Origin of the sequence: Pseudomonas sp. BTN1 (assembly GCF_001907715.1) — a bacterium.
Taxonomy (GTDB): domain Bacteria; phylum Pseudomonadota; class Gammaproteobacteria; order Pseudomonadales; family Pseudomonadaceae; genus Aquipseudomonas; species Aquipseudomonas paracarnis.
In genome coordinates this window covers 230,900-251,837 of sequence record NZ_MPBM01000025.1, presented here as the reverse complement: position 1 = coordinate 251,837, position 20,938 = coordinate 230,900, and the positions used below count along the sequence as shown (strand labels likewise).

The window sequence follows — 20,938 nt, the reverse complement described above, 5'->3', positions numbered from 1 at the left end:
CTTGGCCCTGTTATGCATGTTGCTGGCAGCACTTGATGCGCAAGCTGAAAACTGTCGGCTATCGCTGAGCCAGTCGCGCATCGACTATGGGCCGATATACCGGGATGCAGTGGTTGAAAATGCCGCTGTGGTGCTGGCTACCCGCACGTTCAGCATGACCGTGCTCTGCGCGGAGCCGGCGGCAATGGCCCTGCGTTTTGTCGCAGCGCCTGCCGATGGGCAAGGGTTTCGGTTTGGTCGTGAGGGGCGTTTGCGCTTGCGTCTCAAGCATGCCCAGGTCGACGGGCGAGCAGTCGGCTGGTCGTCTGCTCAAGCACCTGATGAGTCGGCCAGCGGCCAGTTGTTACCCGGCCAGGCCTTGATTGCGCGAGTCTCAGGTGTGCCGGTGACAGGGCGCAGGCTCACCGCCCAGGTCGATATTGACACCGAACTGCCCTTCGACGCGTTGATGGTACGCACGCAGGCCCACCTTGAGGGGCAGGGCCGTTTCGAACTGGTTAGCCCGGCTGTTCCACCGAGCCAATGAAGTTAGCCAGCTCGGCCGTTTTCGGGTTGGCGAACAGTACCTTCGGGTCACCGGTTTCATGTACCTTGCCCTGGTGCATGAACACGAGCTTGTCGCCGACCTCACGGGCAAAACGCATTTCGTGAGTCACCATGATCAGGGTCATGCCGTCCTGAGCCAGTTGGCGCACCACGCTCAGCACTTCATTGACCAGTTCGGGGTCCAGGGCTGAAGTGATCTCGTCGCACAGCAGCACCTTGGGCGACATGGCCAGGGCGCGGGCAATGGCGACGCGTTGTTGCTGGCCGCCGGACAGGCGATCGGGAAAGGCATCGAATTTTTCGCCCAGCCCGACCCGGTCCAGCATCTGCCTGGCCAGTTGGGCGGCCTTGGCCTTGGGCACTTTCTGCACCACTTGCGGCGCCAGCATCACGTTCTCGCCCACGGTCAGGTGCGGGAACAGATTGAATTGCTGGAACACCATGCCGACCTTCTGCCGCAGGCTGCGCAGGTCGGCGCGGGCGGCGTCGAGGTATTCGCCATCGACTTCGATTACACCGTCGTTGATCGACTCCAGGCCATTGAGGGTGCGCAGCAAGGTGGACTTGCCCGAGCCGCTGCGGCCGATGATCGCGACCACCTGGCCTTCGTCCACCGTCAAGTCGATGCCCTTGAGTACGTGGTGATCGCCGTAATACTTATGCAGGGCAGAAATTCTAAGCAGAGGCATGCAGTCTCCTTTCCAGGTAGCGCGCACTGAGGGACAAGGGGTAACAGAGCAAAAAGTAACCGAGGGCCACCAGGCCGTAGACCATGAAGGGTTCAAAGGTGGCGTTGGCGAGCATGCCGCCCGTCTTGGTCAGTTCGGTGAAGCCGATGATCGAGGTCACGGCGGTGCCTTTGACCACCTGCACCGAAAAGCCCACCGTCGGCGCGACAGCAATGCGCAGCGCCTGGGGCAAGATCACATAGCGCAGTTGTTCAAGCGGGTTGAGGGCCAGGCTGGCCGAGGCTTCCCATTGGCCGTGGGCAATGGAATCGACGCAACCGCGCCATATTTCAGCCAGGTAGGCACTGGTAAACAGGGTCAAGGCAATTGCCGCTGCCAGCCAGGGCGATATGTCCACGCCAAGCAGGGCAACGCCGAAAAACACCAGGAACAGCTGCATCAGCAGTGGCGTGCCCTGGAACAGTTCGATATAGGTGCGGGCCATATTGCGTGGGAACGCTTTGCGGCTGATGCGCAGGGTCATCACCAATAAGCCGATCAGGCCGCCGCCCACAAACGCCACCAATGACAGCAACAGCGTCCATTGCAGGCCGGTCAGCAGGTTGCGCACAATGTCCCAGAACGAAAAATCACTCATCGGCTGTTCCTCATGACAAACCGTCGGCCGATCCAGTTGAGCAATTGGCGAATCATCAGCGCCATGCACAGGTACACCAGGGTGGTCAGGGCATAGGTTTCAAAGGCACGGAAATTACGCGACTGGATAAAGTTGGCGGCAAAGCTCAATTCTTCAGTCGCAATCTGCGAACACACCGCCGAACCGAGCATCACGATGATGATCTGGCTGCTCAGGGCGGGCCACACCTTGCCCAGGGCCGGCAGCAGCACCACATGGCGAAACGCTTCAAAGCGCGTCATTGCCAGTGCCGCGGCCGCCTCCAGTTGCCCCCGTGGGATGGCCTGGATGCCGGCACGGATGATCTCGGTGGAGTAGGCCCCCAGGTTGATCACCATCGCCAGCACGGCGGCTTGCCACTCGGTAATTTTCAACCCGAGGGATGGCAGGCCGAAGAAGATGAAGAACAGTTGCACCAGGAACGGCGTGTTGCGGATCAACTCGACATACACACCAAAGACCCACGCAAACGGTTGGATCTTCCACGCCCGTACCACGGCGCCGACAGTGCCCAGGGCCACGCCGAGGATGGCGCCAATGGCCGTCAGCTCAAGGGTGAACAGCGCGCCACGCAGGAGCAGGTCGGTATTGGCCAGCACCGGCACAAAGTCGAATTGATAGGCCATCTTTGAGCTCCGCGTCAGAGGTCGGCAGGCAGCGGTTCTTTGAGCCACTGCATCGCGTTTTTCCCAAGGCTGCCGTCAGCCTTGGCTGCCACCAGGATCTGGTTGACCTTTTCCAGCAGCGCCGGCTCGTTCTTGTTCACGCCTACGTACACCGGCGAATCCTTGAGTTTCACCTTCAGTGCCGGTACGCGCTTGGGGTTGCGTTCGCTGATGGCCACCATGACCACGTTGCCACTGGCGATCAGGTCGACCTGGCCGGCCAGGTAGGCGGCGATGGTGGAGTTGTTGTCTTCAAAACGCTTGATCGTGGCTTCCTTGGGCGCTACCGCGGTCAGCTCGATGTCTTCGATGGCGCCACGGGTCACGCTGATGGTCTTGCCCTTGAGGTCGTCGAGGCTGGCGATGGCGGCATCAGGCGGCCCAAACACGGCAAGGTAGAACGGCGCGTAGGCGTTGGAGAAGTCGATGACCTTTGCGCGCTCGGGGTTCTTGCCCAGGCTGGAAATAACCAGGTCGACTTTGCCAGTGGTGAGGAACGGTATGCGGTTGGTGCTGTTGACCGGCGTCAGTTCCAGCTTGACCTTGAGTTGGTCGGCCAGCAGCTTGGCGGTGTCGATGTCCAGGCCACGGGGTTGCATGTCAGGGCCGACCGAACCAAACGGCGGGAAGTCCTGGGGGACGGCAACCTTCAGGGTGCCACGGGCGACGATGTCATCCAGACCACTCGCCTGGGCGGGTGCCTGGCTCAGCATCAGGCTGGCAAACAGGGCAGTGAGCAGGGCGCTGTAGCGCTTGGTCATGGCAACTCTCCGAAAAAGGCGAAGGAATTTTCTGAGTTTGCCCAGTGCACAGCCCATGCCAGCACCGTTCGGATCGTCTGCAAGGCTGATGTTTGTTGAGGTGCAGTGGTCTTACTGGTCTGAACAGTGGTCAGGTTTCCCGCACCCTTTTCGAGCGTTTGCAAAAAGCCGCGAGCGCCTTTGGGGCGTGGCTTGCAGCCAGCTATGAATAGTTTTACAACGGGTCACACACGCTATCGGGAACCCTGAGCTTTTTATGAATTCCATTGCCCAAGCCGTACCGGAAGCGGCCTTGCAGGCCATCCGCAAACTGATCAAGGAGCAAGGCTTTGGGCCGGGCGACGCGCTGCCATCCCAGCGCGACCTGGCCCTGCAATTGGGGGTGAGCCGGGCGTCGTTGCGTGAGGCGCTGTCGTCCCTCAGCGCTTTGGGCGTGGTCAACGTGCAGCCGGGCAAGGGCGTGTTCGTGCAGGACGTGCAAGAGGCACCGGGGTTCGCCTGGCCCTTCGCGGCGCAGGCCACGCCGCCGGATATCTTCCAGCTGCGCTACGCCTTGGAGGGGTTTGCGGCGGGGTTGGCAGCAGTGACACTGACCCTCGATGCACTGGACAGCCTGCAAGACAACGTCCAAGCCATGCGCAAAGTGCTCAAGGCGGGCGACTTCGAAGCGGCCGCCCGCCTGGACTTCGAGTTTCATCAGCGTATTCTGCTGGCCAGCGGTAACCAGGCCATGGTGAGCATCCTGAGCGCCAGCGCCGAGGTGTTTCTGGAAAGTCAGAAGCTACCGTTCATCCGGCCGGAACGGGCCATGGAAACCTGGCAGGAACATCGCAGAATCCTGCGCGCCCTGGCCCGCCGCAACAGTACGGCGGCGCAGAAAACCATGCAGGAACATATACGTAATGCAGCGTTGCGTACGGGCATTGCGTTCATGACGCCCGCCACGCCGTGACAGAGTCATACCCACGCTCATTCAACCTCATAGCAAGACTCAATCAGACGCGGCTTCCTGAACAGGGGAAGGGCGGCTATGATGGGCAACGTTTTTTTTGCTTACAATCCGGAGACATCCATGAGCAGCGATCTTATCAAGCACGTCACCGACGCGACCTTTGAAGCCGAAGTCCTCAAGGCTGACGGCCCGGTGCTGGTTGACTACTGGGCTGAATGGTGCGGCCCTTGCAAAATGATCGCTCCGGTCCTGGACGACATTGCAACCACCTACGCAGGCAAGCTGACCATTGCCAAGCTGAACATCGACGAGAACCAGGGCACCCCGGCCAAGCATGGCGTGCGTGGTATCCCGACCCTGATGCTGTTCAAGAACGGCAATGTCGAAGCGACTAAAGTGGGTGCTCTGTCGAAGTCCCAGTTGCAAGCTTTCCTCGACGCGAGCCTCTAAGCGTCGTCAAAAAAGCCCCGCAAATTGCGGGGCTTTTTCGTAAAACAGGGCTAGACGCTCCGAAATCCAGGTGGTACATTCGGCCCCGCAGTGGTTTCTCCACTGCCCCCTGCAAGCCGTCGCCGACGCATTCCTTTTCGATTAGTACGCGATCCTGTCGCCTTCTCTGCGGCGCGGCCTCATTAAGCCAAAAGCTTAATTTCCCCCCTCCATAAATGATTACGTCATTCCTATATGAATCTGACTGAACTCAAGCAAAAGCCGATTACCGACCTGCTCCAACTGGCCGAAGAAATGGGCATAGAAAATATGGCCCGTTCGCGCAAGCAGGACGTGATTTTCTCCCTGCTCAAGAAGCACGCGAAAAGCGGCGAGGAAATCTCCGGTGATGGCGTGCTGGAGATTCTCCAGGACGGCTTCGGCTTCCTCCGCTCTGCAGATGCGTCCTATCTCGCCGGCCCAGATGATATCTACGTCTCGCCGAGCCAGATCCGTCGCTTCAACTTGCGCACCGGTGACACCATCGTTGGCAAGATCCGTCCTCCGAAGGAAGGCGAGCGTTACTTCGCCCTGCTCAAGGTCGACACGATCAACTTCGATCGCCCCGAGAACGCGAAAAACAAGATTCTCTTCGAGAACCTGACGCCGCTGTTCCCGACCGTGCGCATGAAGATGGAAGCCGGTAACGGCTCCACCGAAGACTTGACCGGTCGTGTGATTGACCTCTGCGCTCCAATCGGCAAAGGCCAGCGTGGCCTGATCGTCGCACCGCCGAAAGCCGGTAAAACGATCATGCTGCAGAACATTGCAGCGAACATCGCACGTAACAACCCTGAAGTTCACCTGATCGTACTGTTGATCGATGAGCGTCCGGAAGAAGTGACCGAGATGCAGCGCACCGTGCGCGGCGAAGTGGTTGCCTCGACGTTCGATGAGCCGCCAACCCGCCACGTGCAGGTTGCCGAAATGGTGATCGAGAAGGCCAAGCGCCTAGTCGAACACAAGAAAGACGTGGTGATCCTGCTCGACTCCATCACCCGTCTGGCCCGCGCCTACAACACCGTGATCCCGAGCTCCGGCAAGGTGCTGACCGGTGGTGTCGATGCCCACGCCCTGGAAAAACCAAAGCGTTTCTTCGGCGCTGCGCGCAACATCGAAGAAGGCGGCTCGCTGACCATTATCGCCACCGCGCTGGTTGAAACCGGCTCGAAGATGGACGAAGTGATCTACGAAGAGTTCAAGGGTACCGGCAACATGGAACTGCCTTTGGACCGTCGCATCGCTGAAAAGCGTGTGTTCCCTGCGATCAACATCAACCGCTCCGGCACCCGCCGCGAAGAGCTGCTGACCGCAGACGACGAACTGCAGCGTATGTGGATCCTGCGCAAGCTGCTGCACCCGATGGACGAAGTCGCTGCCATCGAGTTTCTGATCGACAAGCTGAAAACCACCAAGACCAACGACGAGTTCTTCCTGTCGATGAAACGCAAGTAATACAGCGTTTCAGGTCCAAAAAAATGGCGCCCTTAATGGGGCGCCATTTTTTTTGCGTCGAGATTCTGCGATTTTTGTGGCATAAGTATCCGTTAAGTAACAAAAATTGACGCGTGACTTCGCTCATCCCTTTCGTCGCAGACTGACCACATTCTTATGACCACCCTTGCTTACCGCAGAGACATCGATGGCCTGCGTGCCATCGCTGTCCTTGCAGTCGTGTTGTTCCACTTTGGTGTCCCTGGCATTACTGGCGGTTTTGTTGGCGTTGACGTCTTTTTCGTCATCTCGGGCTTCCTGATTACGTCAATTATCTGGCGTGAGCGTCAAGCCGGACGCTTCAGCTTCATGGACTTCTGGGCTCGCCGTGCCCGGCGTATATTGCCGGCCCTGTTTGTGATGATCGCGGCGACACTGGCAGTGGGTTGGTTTCTGTTGGCGCCCAAGGACTATGAAGAGTTGGGGCGGTCTGCGCATTATCAGGTGACTTTTACCTCGAACCTGTTGTTCTCGCGCCAGCACGGCTATTTCGATGCTTCATCAGACATCAAACCCCTGTTGCATACCTGGTCATTGGCGGTAGAAGAGCAGTTCTATATTTTCTTCCCATTGCTATTGACCTTGCTTTCCAGCCGTTTGAAGCACTGGCGCCTGGCATTGTTCGCGGTGCTGCTGGCGTCGTTTGGCATGAGCGTCTGGGCGGTTCAGCATGAGCCACAGAAAGCTTTCTTCCTGTTGCATCTACGGGCCTGGGAGCTACTGGCCGGTGCGATGCTGGCGGTGCAGCCCAAGCGTGAGTGGCGCGCGTCGCGGGCCTTGGCGCAAGGGATCAGCCTGGCTTCCCTGGCATTGATCCTCATCGCTGTGCTGGGCTACGACGCGAAAACGCCGTTCCCAGGCGCGACTGCGTTGTTGCCTGTGCTGGGTGTGGTCGGGTTGATCTGGGCCAACGGCCAGCAACAGACTTGGGTCGCTCGCCTGTTGGGCACGCGGATCATGGTGGGTATCGGGCTGATCTCTTATTCCTGGTACCTCTGGCACTGGCCGGTATTCGTGTACGCCAACTACGCCGCGGTGGATGGCTTGAGCGCGCTGGAACTGGGGGGGCTGATGCTGCTTTCGCTGGTGCTGGGCTATCTGTCCTGGCGCTTCGTGGAAACGCCGTTCCGAGAAAAACGTTTGCTGGCTTCGCGTAAGGCGATTCTGGCGTCAGCCATGGTCGGCATTCTGGGGCTGGGCTTCACTGGCCTTGCGATACGCGAAGCTGACGGCGTGCCTTCGCGCTTGTCCGAACAGGCGTTGCGTTTTGCCCAGGCCAAGAAGTGGAGCCCTGACCTGCTGGCGTGCATGGCCGACAAAGATACGCCCGATGAACGCTTGTTCTGCCATTTCGGCCCGAAAGACCAATCGGTTTCGGCGTTGGTATGGGGTGACAGTCACGCTACCGCGCTGATACCGGCACTCAAAGAGGGCGCTGATCGTCACGATATCAGCCTGGTCGAAGCCAGTTTTGCCGGCTGTATTCCCCTCGATGGCCTGGAAAATATTGCCCGCTGCGCGCATTTCAACCGGCGCGTCGAGAAGGCCATGGCCGAGCAGACGTTCAGCGATGTGGTGTTGGCCGCCCGCTGGAGCCTGTATGTGTATGGGCAAATGTCCGGTGACAAGGAGCATGCACTCAAAGATCCTGGCACCGGCCAGTATGTGCGTGCCGTCGCCGAACAACGCTTTGCCCAGGGCCTGCGCGAGCGCATTCGGGACTTGCGCGCTGCCGGCCACAAGGTCTGGTTGGTTAAGGAAGTGCCGCTGCAGGAAATCATCGTGCCTTACCGTCTCAGCCGCCTGGCCATGATGAACCGGCCCGTGGACGGTGAAGGGCTCGCCGTGGCCGAGCATGTGAAGCGCCAGGCCTTTATCACGCAGTTGTTTGATGAATTGGCGGCTGCCGACAGCGGTGTCGCGGTGCTGGACCCCGCGCCATTACTGTGCGGCGCCGATGGGTTGTGCCGGGTCGAACTCAATGGCCGCGCGTTGTATACCGACGATAACCATCTTTCGGACGTCGGCGCGCGACACATCGAAGCCTTCCTGGAACCGTTGTTCAGTTCGTTGCAATCACGTGGATTGACGGCCAATTAAGCTGCCAGCCGCCCTCAGAGCAGGTAGGATGTACGCCTATTTTACGGGTGGCATGGTTAATGAAATTCAAGGATCTTCGGGATTTCGTGCAGCAACTTGAGCAGCGCGGAGAGTTGAAACGTATCCAGATGCCGATTTCTCCGGTGCTGGAAATGACTGAGATTTGCGACCGCACCTTGCGCAACAAGGGCCCGGCGCTGTTGTTCGAAAACCCGACCGGCTTTGATATCCCGGTGCTGGGCAACCTGTTCGGTACTCCCGAGCGCGTGGCCTTTGGCATGGGCGCCGAGTCTGTCAGCGAACTGCGCGAGATCGGCAAGCTGCTGGCCTTTCTCAAGGAGCCCGAGCCGCCCAAGGGCTTGAAGGACGCCTGGTCCAAACTGCCGATCTTCCGCAAGATCATCGCCATGGCCCCCAAGGTGGTCAAGGACGCGGTCTGCCAGGAAGTGGTCATTGAAGGCGATGATGTCGACCTGGCCATGCTCCCGGTGCAAACCTGCTGGCCCGGCGACGTCGGCCCGTTGATCACCTGGGGCCTGACTGTCACCAAGGGCCCGAACAAGGATCGCCAGAACCTCGGTATCTACCGTCAGCAAGTCATTGGCCGTAACAAAGTGATCATGCGCTGGCTCAGCCACCGTGGCGGAGCCCTCGACTTCCGTGAGTGGTGCGAGAAGCATCCCGGCAAGCCGTTCCCGGTGTCCGTGGCCCTGGGTGCCGACCCGGCGACCATTCTCGGTGCCGTCACTCCCGTACCTGACAGCCTCTCCGAGTACGCCTTCGCCGGCTTGTTGCGCGGTAATCGCACGGAGCTGGTGAAGTGCCGCGGTAACGACCTGCAAGTGCCGGCTACCGCCGAAATCATCCTTGAAGGCGTGATTCACCCAGGTGAAATGGCCGATGAAGGCCCGTACGGCGACCACACCGGTTACTACAACGAAGTCGACAGCTTTCCGGTGTTCACCGTCGAGCGCATCACCCATCGGGTCAAGCCGATCTACCACAGTACCTACACAGGCCGTCCGCCCGATGAGCCGGCCATCCTCGGTGTGGCGCTCAACGAAGTGTTCGTGCCGATCCTGCAAAAGCAATTCCCTGAGATCACCGACTTCTACCTGCCGCCCGAGGGCTGTTCGTATCGCATGGCCATCGTCACCATGAAGAAGTCGTATCCGGGGCATGCCAAGCGGGTAATGCTCGGTGTGTGGTCGTTTTTGCGACAGTTCATGTACACCAAGTTCGTTATCGTCACCGACGACGACATCAATGCCCGGGACTGGAACGACGTGATCTGGGCCATCACCACGCGCATGGATCCCAAGCGCGACACGGTGATGATCGACAACACGCCTATCGACTACCTCGACTTCGCGTCGCCGGTATCGGGCCTTGGCTCAAAGATGGGCCTGGATGCCACGCACAAATGGCCGGGCGAAACCACGCGTGAGTGGGGCCGGGTGATCGTCAAGGATGAAGCCGTCACGGCGCGGGTCGATGCGATCTGGAAAGAATTGGGAATAGATTGATGCGTGTAACCCTGCAACCTTCCGGTGCTGTGCTGGAACTGGCCCCTGGCGAGCGAATCCTCGAGGGCGCCCGTCGCCTGGGCTATGAGTGCCCTCAGGCCTGTCGCAATGGCGTGTGCCATGTCTGCGCGGCGTTGCTGGTGGAGGGCCGGGTACGCCAAGCCGGGGAAGTGCGCGATCATGGTGAGTTCTACACCTGCATCGCCGAGCCCCTGGAAGACTGCATTGTGTTGTGGGATGGCGTACTGGCGCCAGGAGAGTTGCCGTTGCGCAAATTGTCATGCCAATTGATCGAGTGCGTGGAAGTCGGCGGCGATGTCTGGCGTGTGCGCCTGCGCGCCCCGGCCGGTAAGGCGGTGCGTTACCACGCCGGGCAATACTTGATGCTCGAACGGGAGAACGGCGAAAAGTCGGCGTTTTCTCTGGCTTCTGCGCCCCATGCCGGGCGTGAGTTGGAGCTGCATGTGCTGGTGCGCGAAGACAGTGCGCGCAACCTGATCGAACAATTGCAGCGCAACCAGATGGCTCGTGTGGAACTGCCGTTCGGTGACACCCACCTGGCCGAGTTGCCGGACGGGCCGCTGGTGCTGATGGCCGCCGGTACCGGTATGGCGCAGATGCACAGCCTGATCGAGCACTGCCGCGCTTCGGGTTTCAAGCACCCGGTGCACCTGTATTGGGGCGTACGGCGCCCGGAAGATTTCTACCAGATCGAGCACTGGGATCAGTGGCTGCAATTGCCCAATCTGTTCCTGCACAAAGTGGTCAGCGACCTGTGTGGCTGGGAAGGGCGCTGCGGTTTGCTGCATGAGGTGGTGTGCGAAGACATTGCCGACCTCAACACGGTACATGTCTACGCCAGCGGCTCACCGGCGATGATTTATGGCACCTTGGATGCATTGGTCGACGCCGGTATGGATGCTCACCGGATGCGCGCTGACGTGTTTGCCTACGCCCCAAGGCCCTAACACCTTGCGCTGAATAAGGTGGGAGCAGGCAAGCCAGCTCCCACCCGCGACCGTGCTGTGTCAGAAGCGCACTCCAGTCGTCACCATTGCCGCGTTGAACCCGAGCAATACCAGCTCAGCCGCCACCGGCCCGTAATGCGTTCCCACCGATGGAATGATCACTGGCGCTACGCCAAAACGATTCAATGGGATCTTGTCGCGATACTCGCCGCGATAGCCCTGGATCAGCCCGCCGGTCAACTTCGCATACACCGGATAGTCGGCCATGTCATAGCGCTTGCCCGCATAGGCGTAGTACGAGCGTTGGCGGAACGAGTTGCGAAAGGTCACCCCGCCATACACCAGGCCCGACGCCTCATTGCGCTCCAGGCCGATCAAGTCCTGCTTGTTGTTGTGTTGCGGGTCGGGTGCAAAGTGCCGGGTGTAGATGCTGGTCTGGGCGTACCAGAAGCCTTTGTCGTCAGTGACCGTTGGCGTTTCGCTAGCCAGTGCTGTGGTGGCCTGGGCAAGCAATAGCAGGCCAGGCAATCGGAATTTTTTCATGGGCGACCTCGGTAGTCGATTTGATGAGCGGCTAAGTGGGTCGTTATAGGCGCGTCAGTTTGACGGCTTGGCACCCGCCCAGGCTGAACCGGGGCTGAAAGTACCGGGATTAGCCGCGTGGATCCTGACGAATGGGCGAGCGTGCTTATGCTTTTGCTTATTCTTTTAAGGTATTTATTCTGGTTGATGAATATCTTTAAGCTATATCGCAACGGACTACCGACTTCATCGACCATAACCAGATACTGACCGCCACCGCCCGCCAGCCGGATCGATCGTACGAACTTTGCGCATTGCAGTTCTATTTTTGATTCAAAGGGGAGCGGTATGGGCAGCTACAGGAAACACGCGCTATACACGGCGATTTTGTCGGCAAATTTGCTGACCGTTGTGGGATTCAATCCAGTTCTGGCAGACGAAACTTCTGCGGTTGATGCACCTAAACTCGACACCGTGATCGTCACCGGCACCCGCGCCCAAGAGCGCACCGCCAGTGCATCGCTGTCGCCAATCGACGTAATCTCCGGTGAAACCCTGCGCAGCACCGGCTCCGATGAGCTGGGTGCCGTATTAGCGCGCCTGATTCCGTCGATCAACTTCCCCCGACCAAGCCTGGTGGACGGCGCCGAACTCGTGCGTCCGGCGCAGTTGCGCGGCTTGTCGCCGGACCAGGTATTGGTACTGGTCAACGGCAAGCGTCGCCATACCAGTGCCTTCGTCAATCTGGGCGGTGCGGTTGGGCGCGGTTCGGCTCCGGCAGACTTGAATGCCATCCCGCTGTCGGCGGTGGACCATATCGAGGTGCTGCGCGACGGCGCTTCTGCCCGTTACGGCTCCGATGCGATCGCCGGGGTGATCAACGTGATCCTCAAGCACGCCGACCATGGCGGCTCGGTTTCCAGCAAGTTTGGCGAGTACAAAAAGGGTGACGGTATCCAGCGTAATGTCAGCGGTAATGCGGGCCTGGCATTGGGCGACAATGGCTTTATCAACCTGTCTGCCGAAGGCGCCGACAACGATTACACCAACCGCGCGGGCAACGACTACCGCCCCGGCAGCATCGGCTCTACTACTTACGGCCAGCGTGTGTTCCGCCAAGGTGAGCCGGCCACCAATGAAGGCAAATTCCAGTTCAACTCGGAGTATGCCTTCAACGATGCCGCCGAGTTCTACACCTTCGGTGGCTACAGCAAGCGGCGCGGTGAAACGGCAGCCTTCTACCGGGCAAGCAACGCGTCCAACAACATCAAGGCGCTCAACCCCAACGGCTACCTGCCACTGATCAAAGGCAACCTGGAAGACACCTCGCTGGTAGTGGGCTTGCGCGGCCTGCTGGCCTACGACTGGCATTACGACTTGTCGGCCAACTACGGCAAGAACCAGTACGAATTGGGGACTGAAACCATCAACACCTCACTGGGCCTCGCGACGCCGCGTAAATTCAATAACGGCACACTGAGCAACGATCAGAAGCAAGTCAGCCTGGACCTGTCCCGTGAATTCGATGTGGGCTTTCTGCCGTATCCGGTCTCTGTGGCGTTCGGCGGTGAGTACCTGCATCAGGGCTATGAAATCGAGGCGGGCGAGCCCGCGTCCTATTACCAGACCGGCAGCTCCGGCCTGGGTGGTTTCCGCGATGCCGATGCCGGTACCAGCACGCGGCATAACTGGGCGCAGTATCTGGACCTGGAAACCAACTTCACCGAAAAGCTCAGCGCCTCGGCTGCCGTGCGCCATGAGGATTACAGTGACTTTGGTTCCAACGTCAGCGGCTCGCTGTCGGCCCGCTACGACTTCACCCCCCAGGTGGCCGTGCGCGGCAGCATCTCCAACGGTTTCCGTGCGCCGTCCCTTGCCCAGCAGAATTTTGCCTACACCTCATCGCAGTTGATCGGTAGCACCATCCAGGAAGCCGGCACCTTCCCGGCCAACAGTCAGGTCGCGCGCCTGCTGGGTGCCGAGGACCTCAAGGCCGAAAAGTCGCGCAACTACAGCCTCGGCCTGGTGCTCGAGCCGGCCGATGACCTGACCGTCACGCTCGATGTGTACCGCATCGACATCCGCGACCGCATCAGCCTGTCGTCCAACCTCAATCTCAACCCGGCCACGGTGGCCTACCTGCAAACCAATGGCGTCGGCAATATCAACTACACCACGGCCCGTTACTTCACCAACGCCACGGACACCAGCACCGATGGCGTCGATCTGGTAGCCAACTATCGCTACCAGCTCGATAACGGCATTCGCTGGAACAGTACCGTGGGCTACAACTACAACCACACCAAAGTCACCAACGTGAAAGCCAACCCCGCGATTCTCGACAGCCTGGGGGCCAACCTGGTGCGGGTGGACCGCCGCGAGCGTATCGGTTTGCTGGGCGATACCACGCCCCAGCACAAGCTGAGCCTGGGCAATGACTTCACCTTCGGTAATTGGGCGCTGCACACTAACCTGGTGCGCTATGGTGAGTTCACCAGTTATCAGACGGACAAGGTCAACGATCAGACCTTCAAGGCCGCCTGGGTGCTGGACCTGTCGGCGGATTACAAGTTGAAGAACTGGACCTTCACCCTGGGCGGCGACAACGTCACCGATAAGTACCCGGAGAAGGTTAACGCCTTCGCCAGCAGCGGCGGCAACCTCGCCTACAGCACTTTTTCGCCGTACGGTTACAGCGGCGCGTTCTATTACGGTAAAGTCGCTTACAACTGGTAACACACAGGAGGCGCACCGCTTTTCGCCATGACCGCCATTGAAACCGATCTTCTGCAATTGGCTTACCCTCCGCGGCTCGATCTGGGGCCGCAACTCACTCACGAACAATTGATGAGCTCGATGCAAGCCACCATGGCTCGGCACAAGGGTGGGCCGGTGTGGCTGTTTGCGTATGGTTCGCTGATCTGGCGCCCTGAGTGCTCGTCGACCGAGCGGGTGCGTGCACGGGTTCACGGTTATCACCGTGGCTTGTATTTGTGGTCACACGAGCATCGCGGTACGCCGGAGCTGCCGGGGCTGGTGTTTGGGTTGGATCGCGGTGGTTCCTGCAGCGGGTTTGCCTACCGCTTGCCGGAGGACCAGTTGGAGGCCTCGCTTTACGCCCTGTGGCAGCGTGAGATGCCTTACCCCTCGTACCGGCCGCACTGGCTCAGTTGCCGATTGGAAGATGGCAGCACCGTGCAGGCGTTGGGGTTTGTGTTGGAGCGGCATTTGCCCAGCTATGCCGGCAACTTGCCCGATATCGTGCTTAATCATGTACTGCAAAGCGCTTGCGGGCGTTACGGTACGACTCGCGATTATGTCGAGCAGACCGTGAACGCCCTGCGTAGCCACGCCATGCCAGATAAAAACCTGGAGGCGCGGCTCAAGCGTTGTGCCAAGGATTGCCTGGGCGGTTAACGCGCCGAGCTGACACTGTTGGTGTGCCACAGCGTAGGGATCAGGAACGCGATCGCCAGTACGCAGGCGCTGATCAGCAGTACAAAGCCGCCGTCCCAGCCGAAATGGTCAACCGTATAGCCCATGGCGGCACTTGCCGCTACCGAACCGCCCAGGTAACCGAACAAGCCGGTGAAGCCCGCTGCGGTACCGGCGGCCTTCTTCGGAGCCAGTTCCAGTGCCTGCAGGCCGATCAGCATCACCGGGCCGTAGATCAGGAAGCCGATGGAGAACAGCGCAATCATGTCGATCATCGGGTTGCCCGGCGGGTTGAGCCAGTAAACCAGGGTTGCCACTGTCACCAGGGCCATGAACACGATGCCGGTCAGGCCGCGGTTGCCACGGAAGATCTTGTCCGACATCCAGCCGCATAGCAGCGTACCCGGGATACCTGCCCACTCGTAGAAGAAGTACGCCCAGGACGACTTATCGACCGTGAAGTGCTTGGCTTCTTTCAAGTAGGTCGGCGCCCAGTCCAGTACGCCGTAACGCAACAGATAGACGAACACGTTGGCGAAGGCGATGTACCAGAGCATTTTGTTGCGCAGCACGTACTTGACGAAGATTTCCTTGGCGCTGAATTCGTCTTCGTGGCTGGCGTCGTAACCTTCCGGATAGTCGTTCTTGTACTGCTCGATAGGCGGCAGGCCCACCGATTGCGGGGTGTCGCGCATGGTGATGAAGGCAAACGCCGCCACCGCCAGGGCCACGGTGGCCGGCACGTAGAACGCCGCATGCCAGTCGTTGAACCACGCCATGCCGAGCAGGAACAGCGGGCCGATCAAGCCACCGCCGACGTTATGCGCCACGTTCCACACGGACACCACGCCGCCGCGTTCTTTCTGCGACCACCAGTGCACCATGGTCCGCCCACTTGGCGGCCAGCCCATGCCCTGGGCCCAGCCGTTGATGAACAGCAAAATGAACATCATGGTCACGCTGGAGGTTGCCCAAGGCGCGAAACCGAAAATGAACATCACCCCCGCCGAAACCAGCAGGCCGAAGGGCAGGAAGTAACGTGGGTTGGAGCGGTCGGACACCAGGCCCATCAGGAACTTGGACAAACCGTAGGCAATCGCGATCGCCGACATTGCCAGGCCCAGTTCACCACGGGTGTAACCCTCGTCGATCAGGTAGGGCATGGCCAGGGAGAAGTTTTTACGCAGCAGGTAGTAGCCGGCGTAACCAAAGAAAATACCCGCGAAGATCTGCCAGCGCAGCCGTCGGTAGGTACTGTCTATTTTTTCTTCAGGCAGGGGCGCCTGGTGTGCGGCAGGACGAAAGAAAGCAAACATTCAAGAGCTCCAAATTTCTTGTTTTGACTGCGGATGCGAATGTTACAGTTTCGTTACCGAAAATAGCATCGCCTCTTATCCGCAAACACAGGAAACGAGAGCAATTGCATGTTCTTTTACGAACATGTCGCCTATAGATAAGTGATGGTCGTGGTTAGGTCCTAAGACCGCGAAGTAACTACTGTGGGAGCTGGCTTGCATTTCAGGTGTGTTATCGGGTTTGGACAACTATTTTACCCACTGCCTTGCGCTGTCCCAGATCATTGATCGCCTGGGCGGCCTGTTCCAGCGGATACACCTGCGACACCAACGGCTTGAGCTTGCCCTCGCCATACCAGGTGAACAACTGCTGGAAATTCGCTGCATTGTCCTGCGGTTGGCGCTGGGCAAACGAACCCCAGAACACCCCGACCACCGCTGCGCCCTTGAGCAACGCCAGGTTCACCGGCAGTTCAGGAATACGCCCGCTGGCGAAACCCACCACCAACAGGCGCCCATTCCAGGCGATCGAACGAATGGCCTGGTCAAACAGGTCACCCCCCACCGGGTCGTAAATCACGTCAGCGCCATTGCCATCGGTCAGGCGCTTGACCTCATCCTTGAGGCTGGCTTCGCTGTAGTTGATCAGCTCATCGGCGCCGGCCGCCTTGGCCACTGCGAGCTTGTCGGCGCTGCTGGCGGCGGCAATCACCCGGGCGCCCATGGCCTTGCCGATCTCCACGGCGGCCAGGCCCACGCCGCCGGACGCGCCAAGCACCAGCAGGGTCTCGCCAGGTTGCAGGTTGGCGCGTTGTTTCAGCGCATGCATGGAGGTGCCGTAGGTCATGCTGAAGGCGGCGGCGGTGTTGAAATCCATGCTCGGCGGGATCGGCAGCACGTTATAGCCGGGCACCGCGACCTGCTCGGCAAAGCTGCCCCAGCCGGTCAGCGCCATCACACGGTCACCGACTTTCAGATGGCTGACTTTCTCACCCACTTCACTGACCACGCCTGCCGCTTCACCACCGGGTGAGAACGGAAAGGGCGGCTTGAACTGGTATTTGCCTTCGATGATCAGCGTGTCCGGGAAATTCACCCCGGCCGCGTGCACGTCCAACAGGATTTCGTTCTTCTTGATCGCGGGGCTGGCGATCTCTTCCAGCACCAGGGTTTCGGCGGGGCCGAAGGCTTTGCACAGCACAGCTTTCATCGGACTATTCCTTTTGGCGTCGTGGCCGATAAGTGTAGGAGGGTACGCCCGTGGGTCAACGAGCATGCCCGCGCCTGATAAGCCCCCATAAGCTTGTGCTCAGCCTTGCTAGCGTTATGCTACCCGGCAACCGAATTCGAGGAATGAACTGTGAAAGCGTGGATCCTGTTGATGCTGGCCCTGACCTTGCCGATGGCAGCCCAGGCCGAAGAGGCCAAAGAGGGCGAGGCGCCGAAGGTCAGCTATATCAGCCTGAGCCCGCCGTTCGTGGGCAATTACGGCCTGGATGGCACCGCCAAGCTCAAGGTCTACAAAGCCGACATTGCACTGCGCGTGACGGGTGATGAGGCGGCGAAGTTGGTCAAGGCCAACGACCCGTTGATTCGCAACCAACTGGTGGCGCTGTTTACCCAGCAGACCAACGAGACCATGAGCAGTGTGGAAGGCAAGGAAAAGCTGCGTCAGGAAGCGTTGAAGCAAACGCAGCAGGTGATGAATGATGAAACCGGCAAGCCAGTGGTAGAAGACCTGCTGTTCAACAACCTGATCATCCAGTAAGTCGCTGCGCGACTATCGCGGGCAAGCCCGCTCCCAGAGGGGTTCGCATTTCCAGTGTGGGAGCGGGCTTGCCCGCGAAGAGGCCCTGACAGGCACCGCAAGAAGCCAGTTTCAATTAAAGCAACTGGAGGACCGCTGCCCACTGCTCCGGTGTGACCGCCATGACCGAAAGCCGACTGCCCTTTTGCACCAGCGGCATTTCAGCCAGTGCAGTTTGCTGTTTTAGATAGCCGAGCCCCAGCACCTTGGAGAAGGTTTGCACATGTGCGACATCGATCGCGCTCCACGGGTTTTTCTCCGGGGTGGCCTTGGCGTCGAAATAGTGGCTTTCTGGTTCCAGCGCAGTGGAGTCCGGATAGGCGGCCCGGATGATTTTGCCGATGCCGGCAATCCCTGGCTCCGGGCAACTGGAGTGATAGAAAAAAAACTCGTCGCCCACGGCCATGGCGCGCAAAAAGTTGCGCGCCTGATAGTTGCGTACTCCGTCCCAGCGCGCTTCGCCGAGCTTTTCCAGGCCGTTGATGGAGAGTTCGTCGGGCTCGGATTTCATCAGCCAGTAGGCCATGGTTGGGCTCCTGAAAAAGGCATTGGGTAAGTTGTCGGGCAATTGCATGACAAACCGACAGTCGGTTGGCGTCAAGGTTTGCGTGTTGGTTCACGTTACCGCAGAATGCGCGCTTTTAAGCTTGACGCAGCTGCAACGGACTACTTTGGAACGTTGTTGTCATCGTGTACGAGGTGCCTGAAAGGGGGGCAATCGATGCAACGTAAGCCGGATTTACTATGGATTTTGGTTATTTTGTTTGGTCTGGGCGTCGTGACCACCGGTTATGCCCAGAGCCTGTGGTCGAACAAGACCGATGCACCGGTTGAACTGGCTCAGCAGCAGCCACAACCGTTCAAGCGTTAACTCAAGCATTCACCAAGGCGCCGCTGTTTCCAGCGGCGTTTGTGCGACATACCACTGCTTATCAGTCACCGTCCCCGCCAACGGCACATCCCAGCTTGCCTGCGCCAGGCGTTCGACTTTCTGGCATTCATGGGCCAGCCCCAGCAGCGTTGGCTTGCGCCAGCTCTGGCGGCGGGCAAGATAGGCCAGGCTGCGATCGTAGAACCCGCCGCCCATGCCCAGGCGCCCACCCACATCATCGAACCCCACCAACGGCAACAACACCAGGTCCAGCGCCCAGACTTGGCGCTGGTGATGGGCATTGACCCGTGGCTCAAGGATGCGAAAGCGGTTGGGCAACAACCTATCCCCAGGGCGTACGCGCTGGAACACCATCTTGGTGCGCGGCCAGGCGCTGAGCACCGGCAGGTAAGTGGCTTTGCCGCGACGCTGGGCCGCACGCAGCAGCAGGCGCGGATCGATTTCACCGTCCGTGGGCAGATATAAAGAGATATGTTTGGCCCGGCGAAACAGCGGGTGCTGTGTCAGTTGCCGGTACAGACCCTGAGCGGCCTGGCGCTGCTCGCTTGGCGTGAGCGCGCGGCGGGCCTTGCGCAACATGCGTCGAAGTTGCGGACGGGAAAGCGGCGCAGGTTCGGTCATGATTTTTCGGCTCATAAAACAATGCCAGTCCGGGGACTGGCATTGAGTTTGGGAATTCAGGCTCCCCGACAGAGCCGCTGTCGACTTAGCCCTTGAACCCGAAAGTTCAAGGTGGAAGAAGCAGTAGGCTTTAAGGCTTTCCGTCTAGCGGACATGCACACCAGCCCAACGTGCAACTTCCAGGGTAGTGCGAATCGGCTCAGGGACATCGCCGACTGGCAAACACGCCAGGGAGTGGGGCGAGTATACCTTAAACCTGCTCGGCAATCAGCCCTTGGGTGTGTCTGAATCGGTGGAAAGCACCAGATCCACGCGATCGAGCAGGTCACGCACCTGCTCGCGCGTCGAGCCGCTGGCCTGTACGTCAGGGCGCTCCTGCTTATGCAGCAGGTCATGGGTGATATTCAGCGCGGCCATCACGGCGATGCGGTCGGCGCCGATCACTTTGCCGCTGCTGCGGATTTCGCGCATCTTGCCGTCCAGGTAGCGGGCAGCGCTCACCAGGTTGCTGCGTTCTTCCTGGGGGCAGATGATCGAATATTCTTTGTCGAGGATCTGCACGGTAACGCTATTGCTTGAACTCATGAGTCTTGCTCCAGGGCCTTCAGGCGCGAAATCATCGATTCGACCTTACGCCGGGCGATTTCGTTTTTTTCAATGAGGTGAGCGCGTTCCTCGCGCCAGGTCTTTTCCTGAGCTAATAGGAGTCCGTTTTGACTCTTAAGTTGCTCGACCCGATCAATTAGCAGTTCGAGTCTGGCCATCAGCGCTTGCAGGTCGGTGTCTTCCATTGGGTTCCACTGGATTTGTCTGATGAATGGCAACTGCAGGATAAACGATCTGACGCCCTCGATAGTCTTGGTGCGTCTGCCGGTGCTAGGATACAGCGCTCCATTCTAGACATTGCGCCGTCTGGCGCCTAGCTCACCATGCCCATTCAGAACTCCCCGTACGATGCTTTTTCCAAACTGCTGAGCGCCAGCGGCCATCCATGCTCGCCTGCTGAACTGCACGGCGTGCTGTTGGGCCGCAGTTGCACCGGTGTCGGCTTTGATGCCGACAACTGGCTGGCCGATGTGGCCGAGCTGCTGGAAACCGAACCCACCGACAATGTGCGCAACGCATTGATCGGCCTGCAAGAAATGGTCAAGGGCGAACTGACCGGTGATGACGTCACCGTGGTCCTGCTGCTGCCCACCGACGACGCCCCGCTGGCCGATCGCGCTGCCGCGCTGGGCCAATGGTGCCAGGGTTTCCTCCACGGTTTCGGCGTGAATGCCGGCGGCCTGGAGCTGAGCACCGACGCCAAGGAAGTGCTGCAGGACCTGGCGGCCATCTCCCAGGTGCAAGATGCCCTGGAAGAATCCGAAGACGGCGAAGGCGACTACATGGAAGTCATGGAGTACCTGCGCGTCGCGCCGCTGCTGCTGTTCACCGAGACCCGCAAGTCCGCTGAGCCCGCTGCTCCCAAGCCGTCGTTGCACTGAGAAAGGACACCCA

Annotated in this window: 23 protein-coding genes and 1 other RNA gene; 12 read left to right on the top strand and 12 right to left on the bottom strand. The window is 59.6% G+C overall.

Annotated elements, in window-relative coordinates; translation table 11 throughout:
* Positions 1-16 precede the first annotated feature (16 nt).
* A complete protein-coding gene (locus BMH52_RS12755) occupies positions 17-526 on the top strand; it encodes a hypothetical protein (protein ID WP_050587221.1) in 510 nt (169 codons plus the stop codon).
* On the opposite strand, the gene BMH52_RS12750 is transcribed toward BMH52_RS12755, so the two are convergent.
* Genes BMH52_RS12750 through BMH52_RS12735 form a run of 4 tightly spaced genes read right to left on the bottom strand, consistent with a single transcriptional unit; the run spans position 498 to position 3,337 of the window.
* Positions 498-1,235 (bottom strand): amino acid ABC transporter ATP-binding protein, encoded by a 738-nt coding sequence (locus BMH52_RS12750; RefSeq protein ID WP_032902243.1) that lies wholly within the window; start codon positions 1,233-1,235, stop codon positions 498-500. The genes BMH52_RS12755 and BMH52_RS12750 overlap by 29 nt on opposite strands.
* Positions 1,222-1,872 (bottom strand): amino acid ABC transporter permease, encoded by a 651-nt coding sequence (locus BMH52_RS12745; protein WP_032894590.1) that lies wholly within the window; start codon positions 1,870-1,872, stop codon positions 1,222-1,224. The genes BMH52_RS12750 and BMH52_RS12745 overlap by 14 nt, the downstream gene beginning before the upstream one ends.
* A complete protein-coding gene (locus BMH52_RS12740) occupies positions 1,869-2,537 on the bottom strand; it encodes an amino acid ABC transporter permease (RefSeq protein ID WP_014720424.1) in 669 nt (222 codons plus the stop codon). Before BMH52_RS12740 ends, BMH52_RS12745 begins: the two co-directional genes overlap by 4 nt.
* Before the next feature lie 14 nt (positions 2,538-2,551).
* Entirely contained in the window at positions 2,552-3,337 is a 786-nt protein-coding gene (locus BMH52_RS12735; RefSeq protein ID WP_014720423.1) for a transporter substrate-binding domain-containing protein, read from the bottom strand.
* A 256-nt stretch (positions 3,338-3,593) separates the two neighbouring features.
* Here BMH52_RS12735 and BMH52_RS12730 point away from each other — a divergent pair, with 256 nt between their 5' ends.
* The 6 genes from BMH52_RS12730 to BMH52_RS12705 all read left to right on the top strand — a co-directional run bounded on the left by BMH52_RS12730 (position 3,594) and on the right by BMH52_RS12705 (position 10,866).
* On the top strand, positions 3,594-4,289 hold the full coding sequence (locus BMH52_RS12730; protein WP_014720422.1) for a FadR/GntR family transcriptional regulator: 696 nt from the start codon (positions 3,594-3,596) through the stop codon (positions 4,287-4,289).
* Between the two features lie 120 nt (positions 4,290-4,409).
* On the top strand, positions 4,410-4,739 hold the full coding sequence (gene trxA, locus BMH52_RS12725; protein ID WP_072435338.1) for a thioredoxin TrxA: 330 nt from the start codon (positions 4,410-4,412) through the stop codon (positions 4,737-4,739).
* A 234-nt stretch (positions 4,740-4,973) separates the two neighbouring features.
* Positions 4,974-6,233 (top strand): transcription termination factor Rho, encoded by a 1,260-nt coding sequence (gene rho / locus BMH52_RS12720; protein ID WP_003176825.1) that lies wholly within the window; start codon positions 4,974-4,976, stop codon positions 6,231-6,233.
* Between the two features lie 156 nt (positions 6,234-6,389).
* Positions 6,390-8,372, top strand: coding sequence for an acyltransferase family protein (locus BMH52_RS12715; RefSeq protein ID WP_072435339.1), 1,983 nt, complete (start codon positions 6,390-6,392; stop codon positions 8,370-8,372).
* 59 nt (positions 8,373-8,431) lie between these two features.
* Positions 8,432-9,898 carry a 4-hydroxy-3-polyprenylbenzoate decarboxylase gene (gene ubiD, locus BMH52_RS12710; RefSeq protein ID WP_003195329.1) on the top strand — a complete coding sequence of 489 codons (1,467 nt, stop codon included), beginning with the start codon at positions 8,432-8,434 and terminating at the stop codon, positions 9,896-9,898.
* Positions 9,898-10,866, top strand: coding sequence for a CDP-6-deoxy-delta-3,4-glucoseen reductase (locus tag BMH52_RS12705; protein WP_003195327.1), 969 nt, complete (start codon positions 9,898-9,900; stop codon positions 10,864-10,866). Before ubiD ends, BMH52_RS12705 begins: the two co-directional genes overlap by 1 nt.
* Before the next feature lie 60 nt (positions 10,867-10,926).
* Here BMH52_RS12705 and BMH52_RS12700 read toward each other — a convergent pair whose 3' ends face one another.
* Entirely contained in the window at positions 10,927-11,409 is a 483-nt protein-coding gene (locus tag BMH52_RS12700) for a hypothetical protein (RefSeq protein WP_014720418.1), read from the bottom strand.
* A gap of 327 nt (positions 11,410-11,736) precedes the next feature.
* Between BMH52_RS12700 and BMH52_RS12695 the strand changes: the two genes are divergently transcribed.
* The gene (locus BMH52_RS12695) at positions 11,737-14,124 is read left to right on the top strand and encodes a TonB-dependent siderophore receptor (protein ID WP_073843881.1); all 2,388 of its coding nucleotides are present in this window, start codon (positions 11,737-11,739) and stop codon (positions 14,122-14,124) included.
* A 27-nt stretch (positions 14,125-14,151) separates the two neighbouring features.
* On the top strand, positions 14,152-14,805 hold the full coding sequence (locus BMH52_RS12690; RefSeq protein WP_014720416.1) for a gamma-glutamylcyclotransferase: 654 nt from the start codon (positions 14,152-14,154) through the stop codon (positions 14,803-14,805).
* On the opposite strand, the gene glpT is transcribed toward BMH52_RS12690, so the two are convergent.
* The gene (gene glpT / locus BMH52_RS12685) at positions 14,802-16,139 is read right to left on the bottom strand and encodes a glycerol-3-phosphate transporter (protein WP_014720415.1); all 1,338 of its coding nucleotides are present in this window, start codon (positions 16,137-16,139) and stop codon (positions 14,802-14,804) included. The genes BMH52_RS12690 and glpT overlap by 4 nt on opposite strands.
* Positions 16,140-16,350: 211 nt before the next feature.
* Positions 16,351-17,328 (bottom strand): NADPH:quinone oxidoreductase family protein, encoded by a 978-nt coding sequence (locus tag BMH52_RS12680; RefSeq protein WP_019817790.1) that lies wholly within the window; start codon positions 17,326-17,328, stop codon positions 16,351-16,353.
* Between the two features lie 150 nt (positions 17,329-17,478).
* Between BMH52_RS12680 and BMH52_RS12675 the strand changes: the two genes are divergently transcribed.
* A complete protein-coding gene (locus BMH52_RS12675; protein ID WP_014720413.1) occupies positions 17,479-17,886 on the top strand; it encodes a flagellar basal body-associated protein FliL in 408 nt (135 codons plus the stop codon).
* 115 nt (positions 17,887-18,001) lie between these two features.
* Here BMH52_RS12675 and BMH52_RS12670 read toward each other — a convergent pair whose 3' ends face one another.
* Positions 18,002-18,451 (bottom strand): EVE domain-containing protein, encoded by a 450-nt coding sequence (locus BMH52_RS12670; protein ID WP_060766867.1) that lies wholly within the window; start codon positions 18,449-18,451, stop codon positions 18,002-18,004.
* Between the two features lie 195 nt (positions 18,452-18,646).
* Here BMH52_RS12670 and BMH52_RS29280 point away from each other — a divergent pair, with 195 nt between their 5' ends.
* On the top strand, positions 18,647-18,796 hold the full coding sequence (locus BMH52_RS29280) for a hypothetical protein (protein ID WP_010207387.1): 150 nt from the start codon (positions 18,647-18,649) through the stop codon (positions 18,794-18,796).
* Between the two features lie 9 nt (positions 18,797-18,805).
* Here the strand turns inward: BMH52_RS29280 and BMH52_RS12665 are convergent, their stop codons facing one another.
* From BMH52_RS12665 to BMH52_RS12650, 4 genes are all read right to left on the bottom strand, one after another.
* Positions 18,806-19,438: a 5-formyltetrahydrofolate cyclo-ligase gene (locus BMH52_RS12665; RefSeq protein WP_073843879.1), complete on the bottom strand. Its 633-nt coding sequence runs from the start codon at positions 19,436-19,438 to the stop codon at positions 18,806-18,808.
* Positions 19,439-19,496: 58 nt separating this feature from the next.
* Positions 19,497-19,675, bottom strand: a non-coding RNA gene (gene ssrS / locus BMH52_RS12660) — 6S RNA.
* A gap of 30 nt (positions 19,676-19,705) precedes the next feature.
* Positions 19,706-20,023 (bottom strand): cell division protein ZapA, encoded by a 318-nt coding sequence (locus BMH52_RS12655; RefSeq protein WP_014720410.1) that lies wholly within the window; start codon positions 20,021-20,023, stop codon positions 19,706-19,708.
* Entirely contained in the window at positions 20,020-20,229 is a 210-nt protein-coding gene (locus BMH52_RS12650; RefSeq protein ID WP_003177365.1) for a TIGR02449 family protein, read from the bottom strand. The genes BMH52_RS12655 and BMH52_RS12650 overlap by 4 nt, the downstream gene beginning before the upstream one ends.
* 138 nt (positions 20,230-20,367) lie before the next feature.
* On the opposite strand from BMH52_RS12650, the gene BMH52_RS12645 reads away from it, so the two are divergent.
* The gene (locus tag BMH52_RS12645; protein WP_014720409.1) at positions 20,368-20,925 is read left to right on the top strand and encodes a YecA family protein; all 558 of its coding nucleotides are present in this window, start codon (positions 20,368-20,370) and stop codon (positions 20,923-20,925) included.
* The last annotated feature ends 13 nt before the right edge of the window (positions 20,926-20,938 follow it).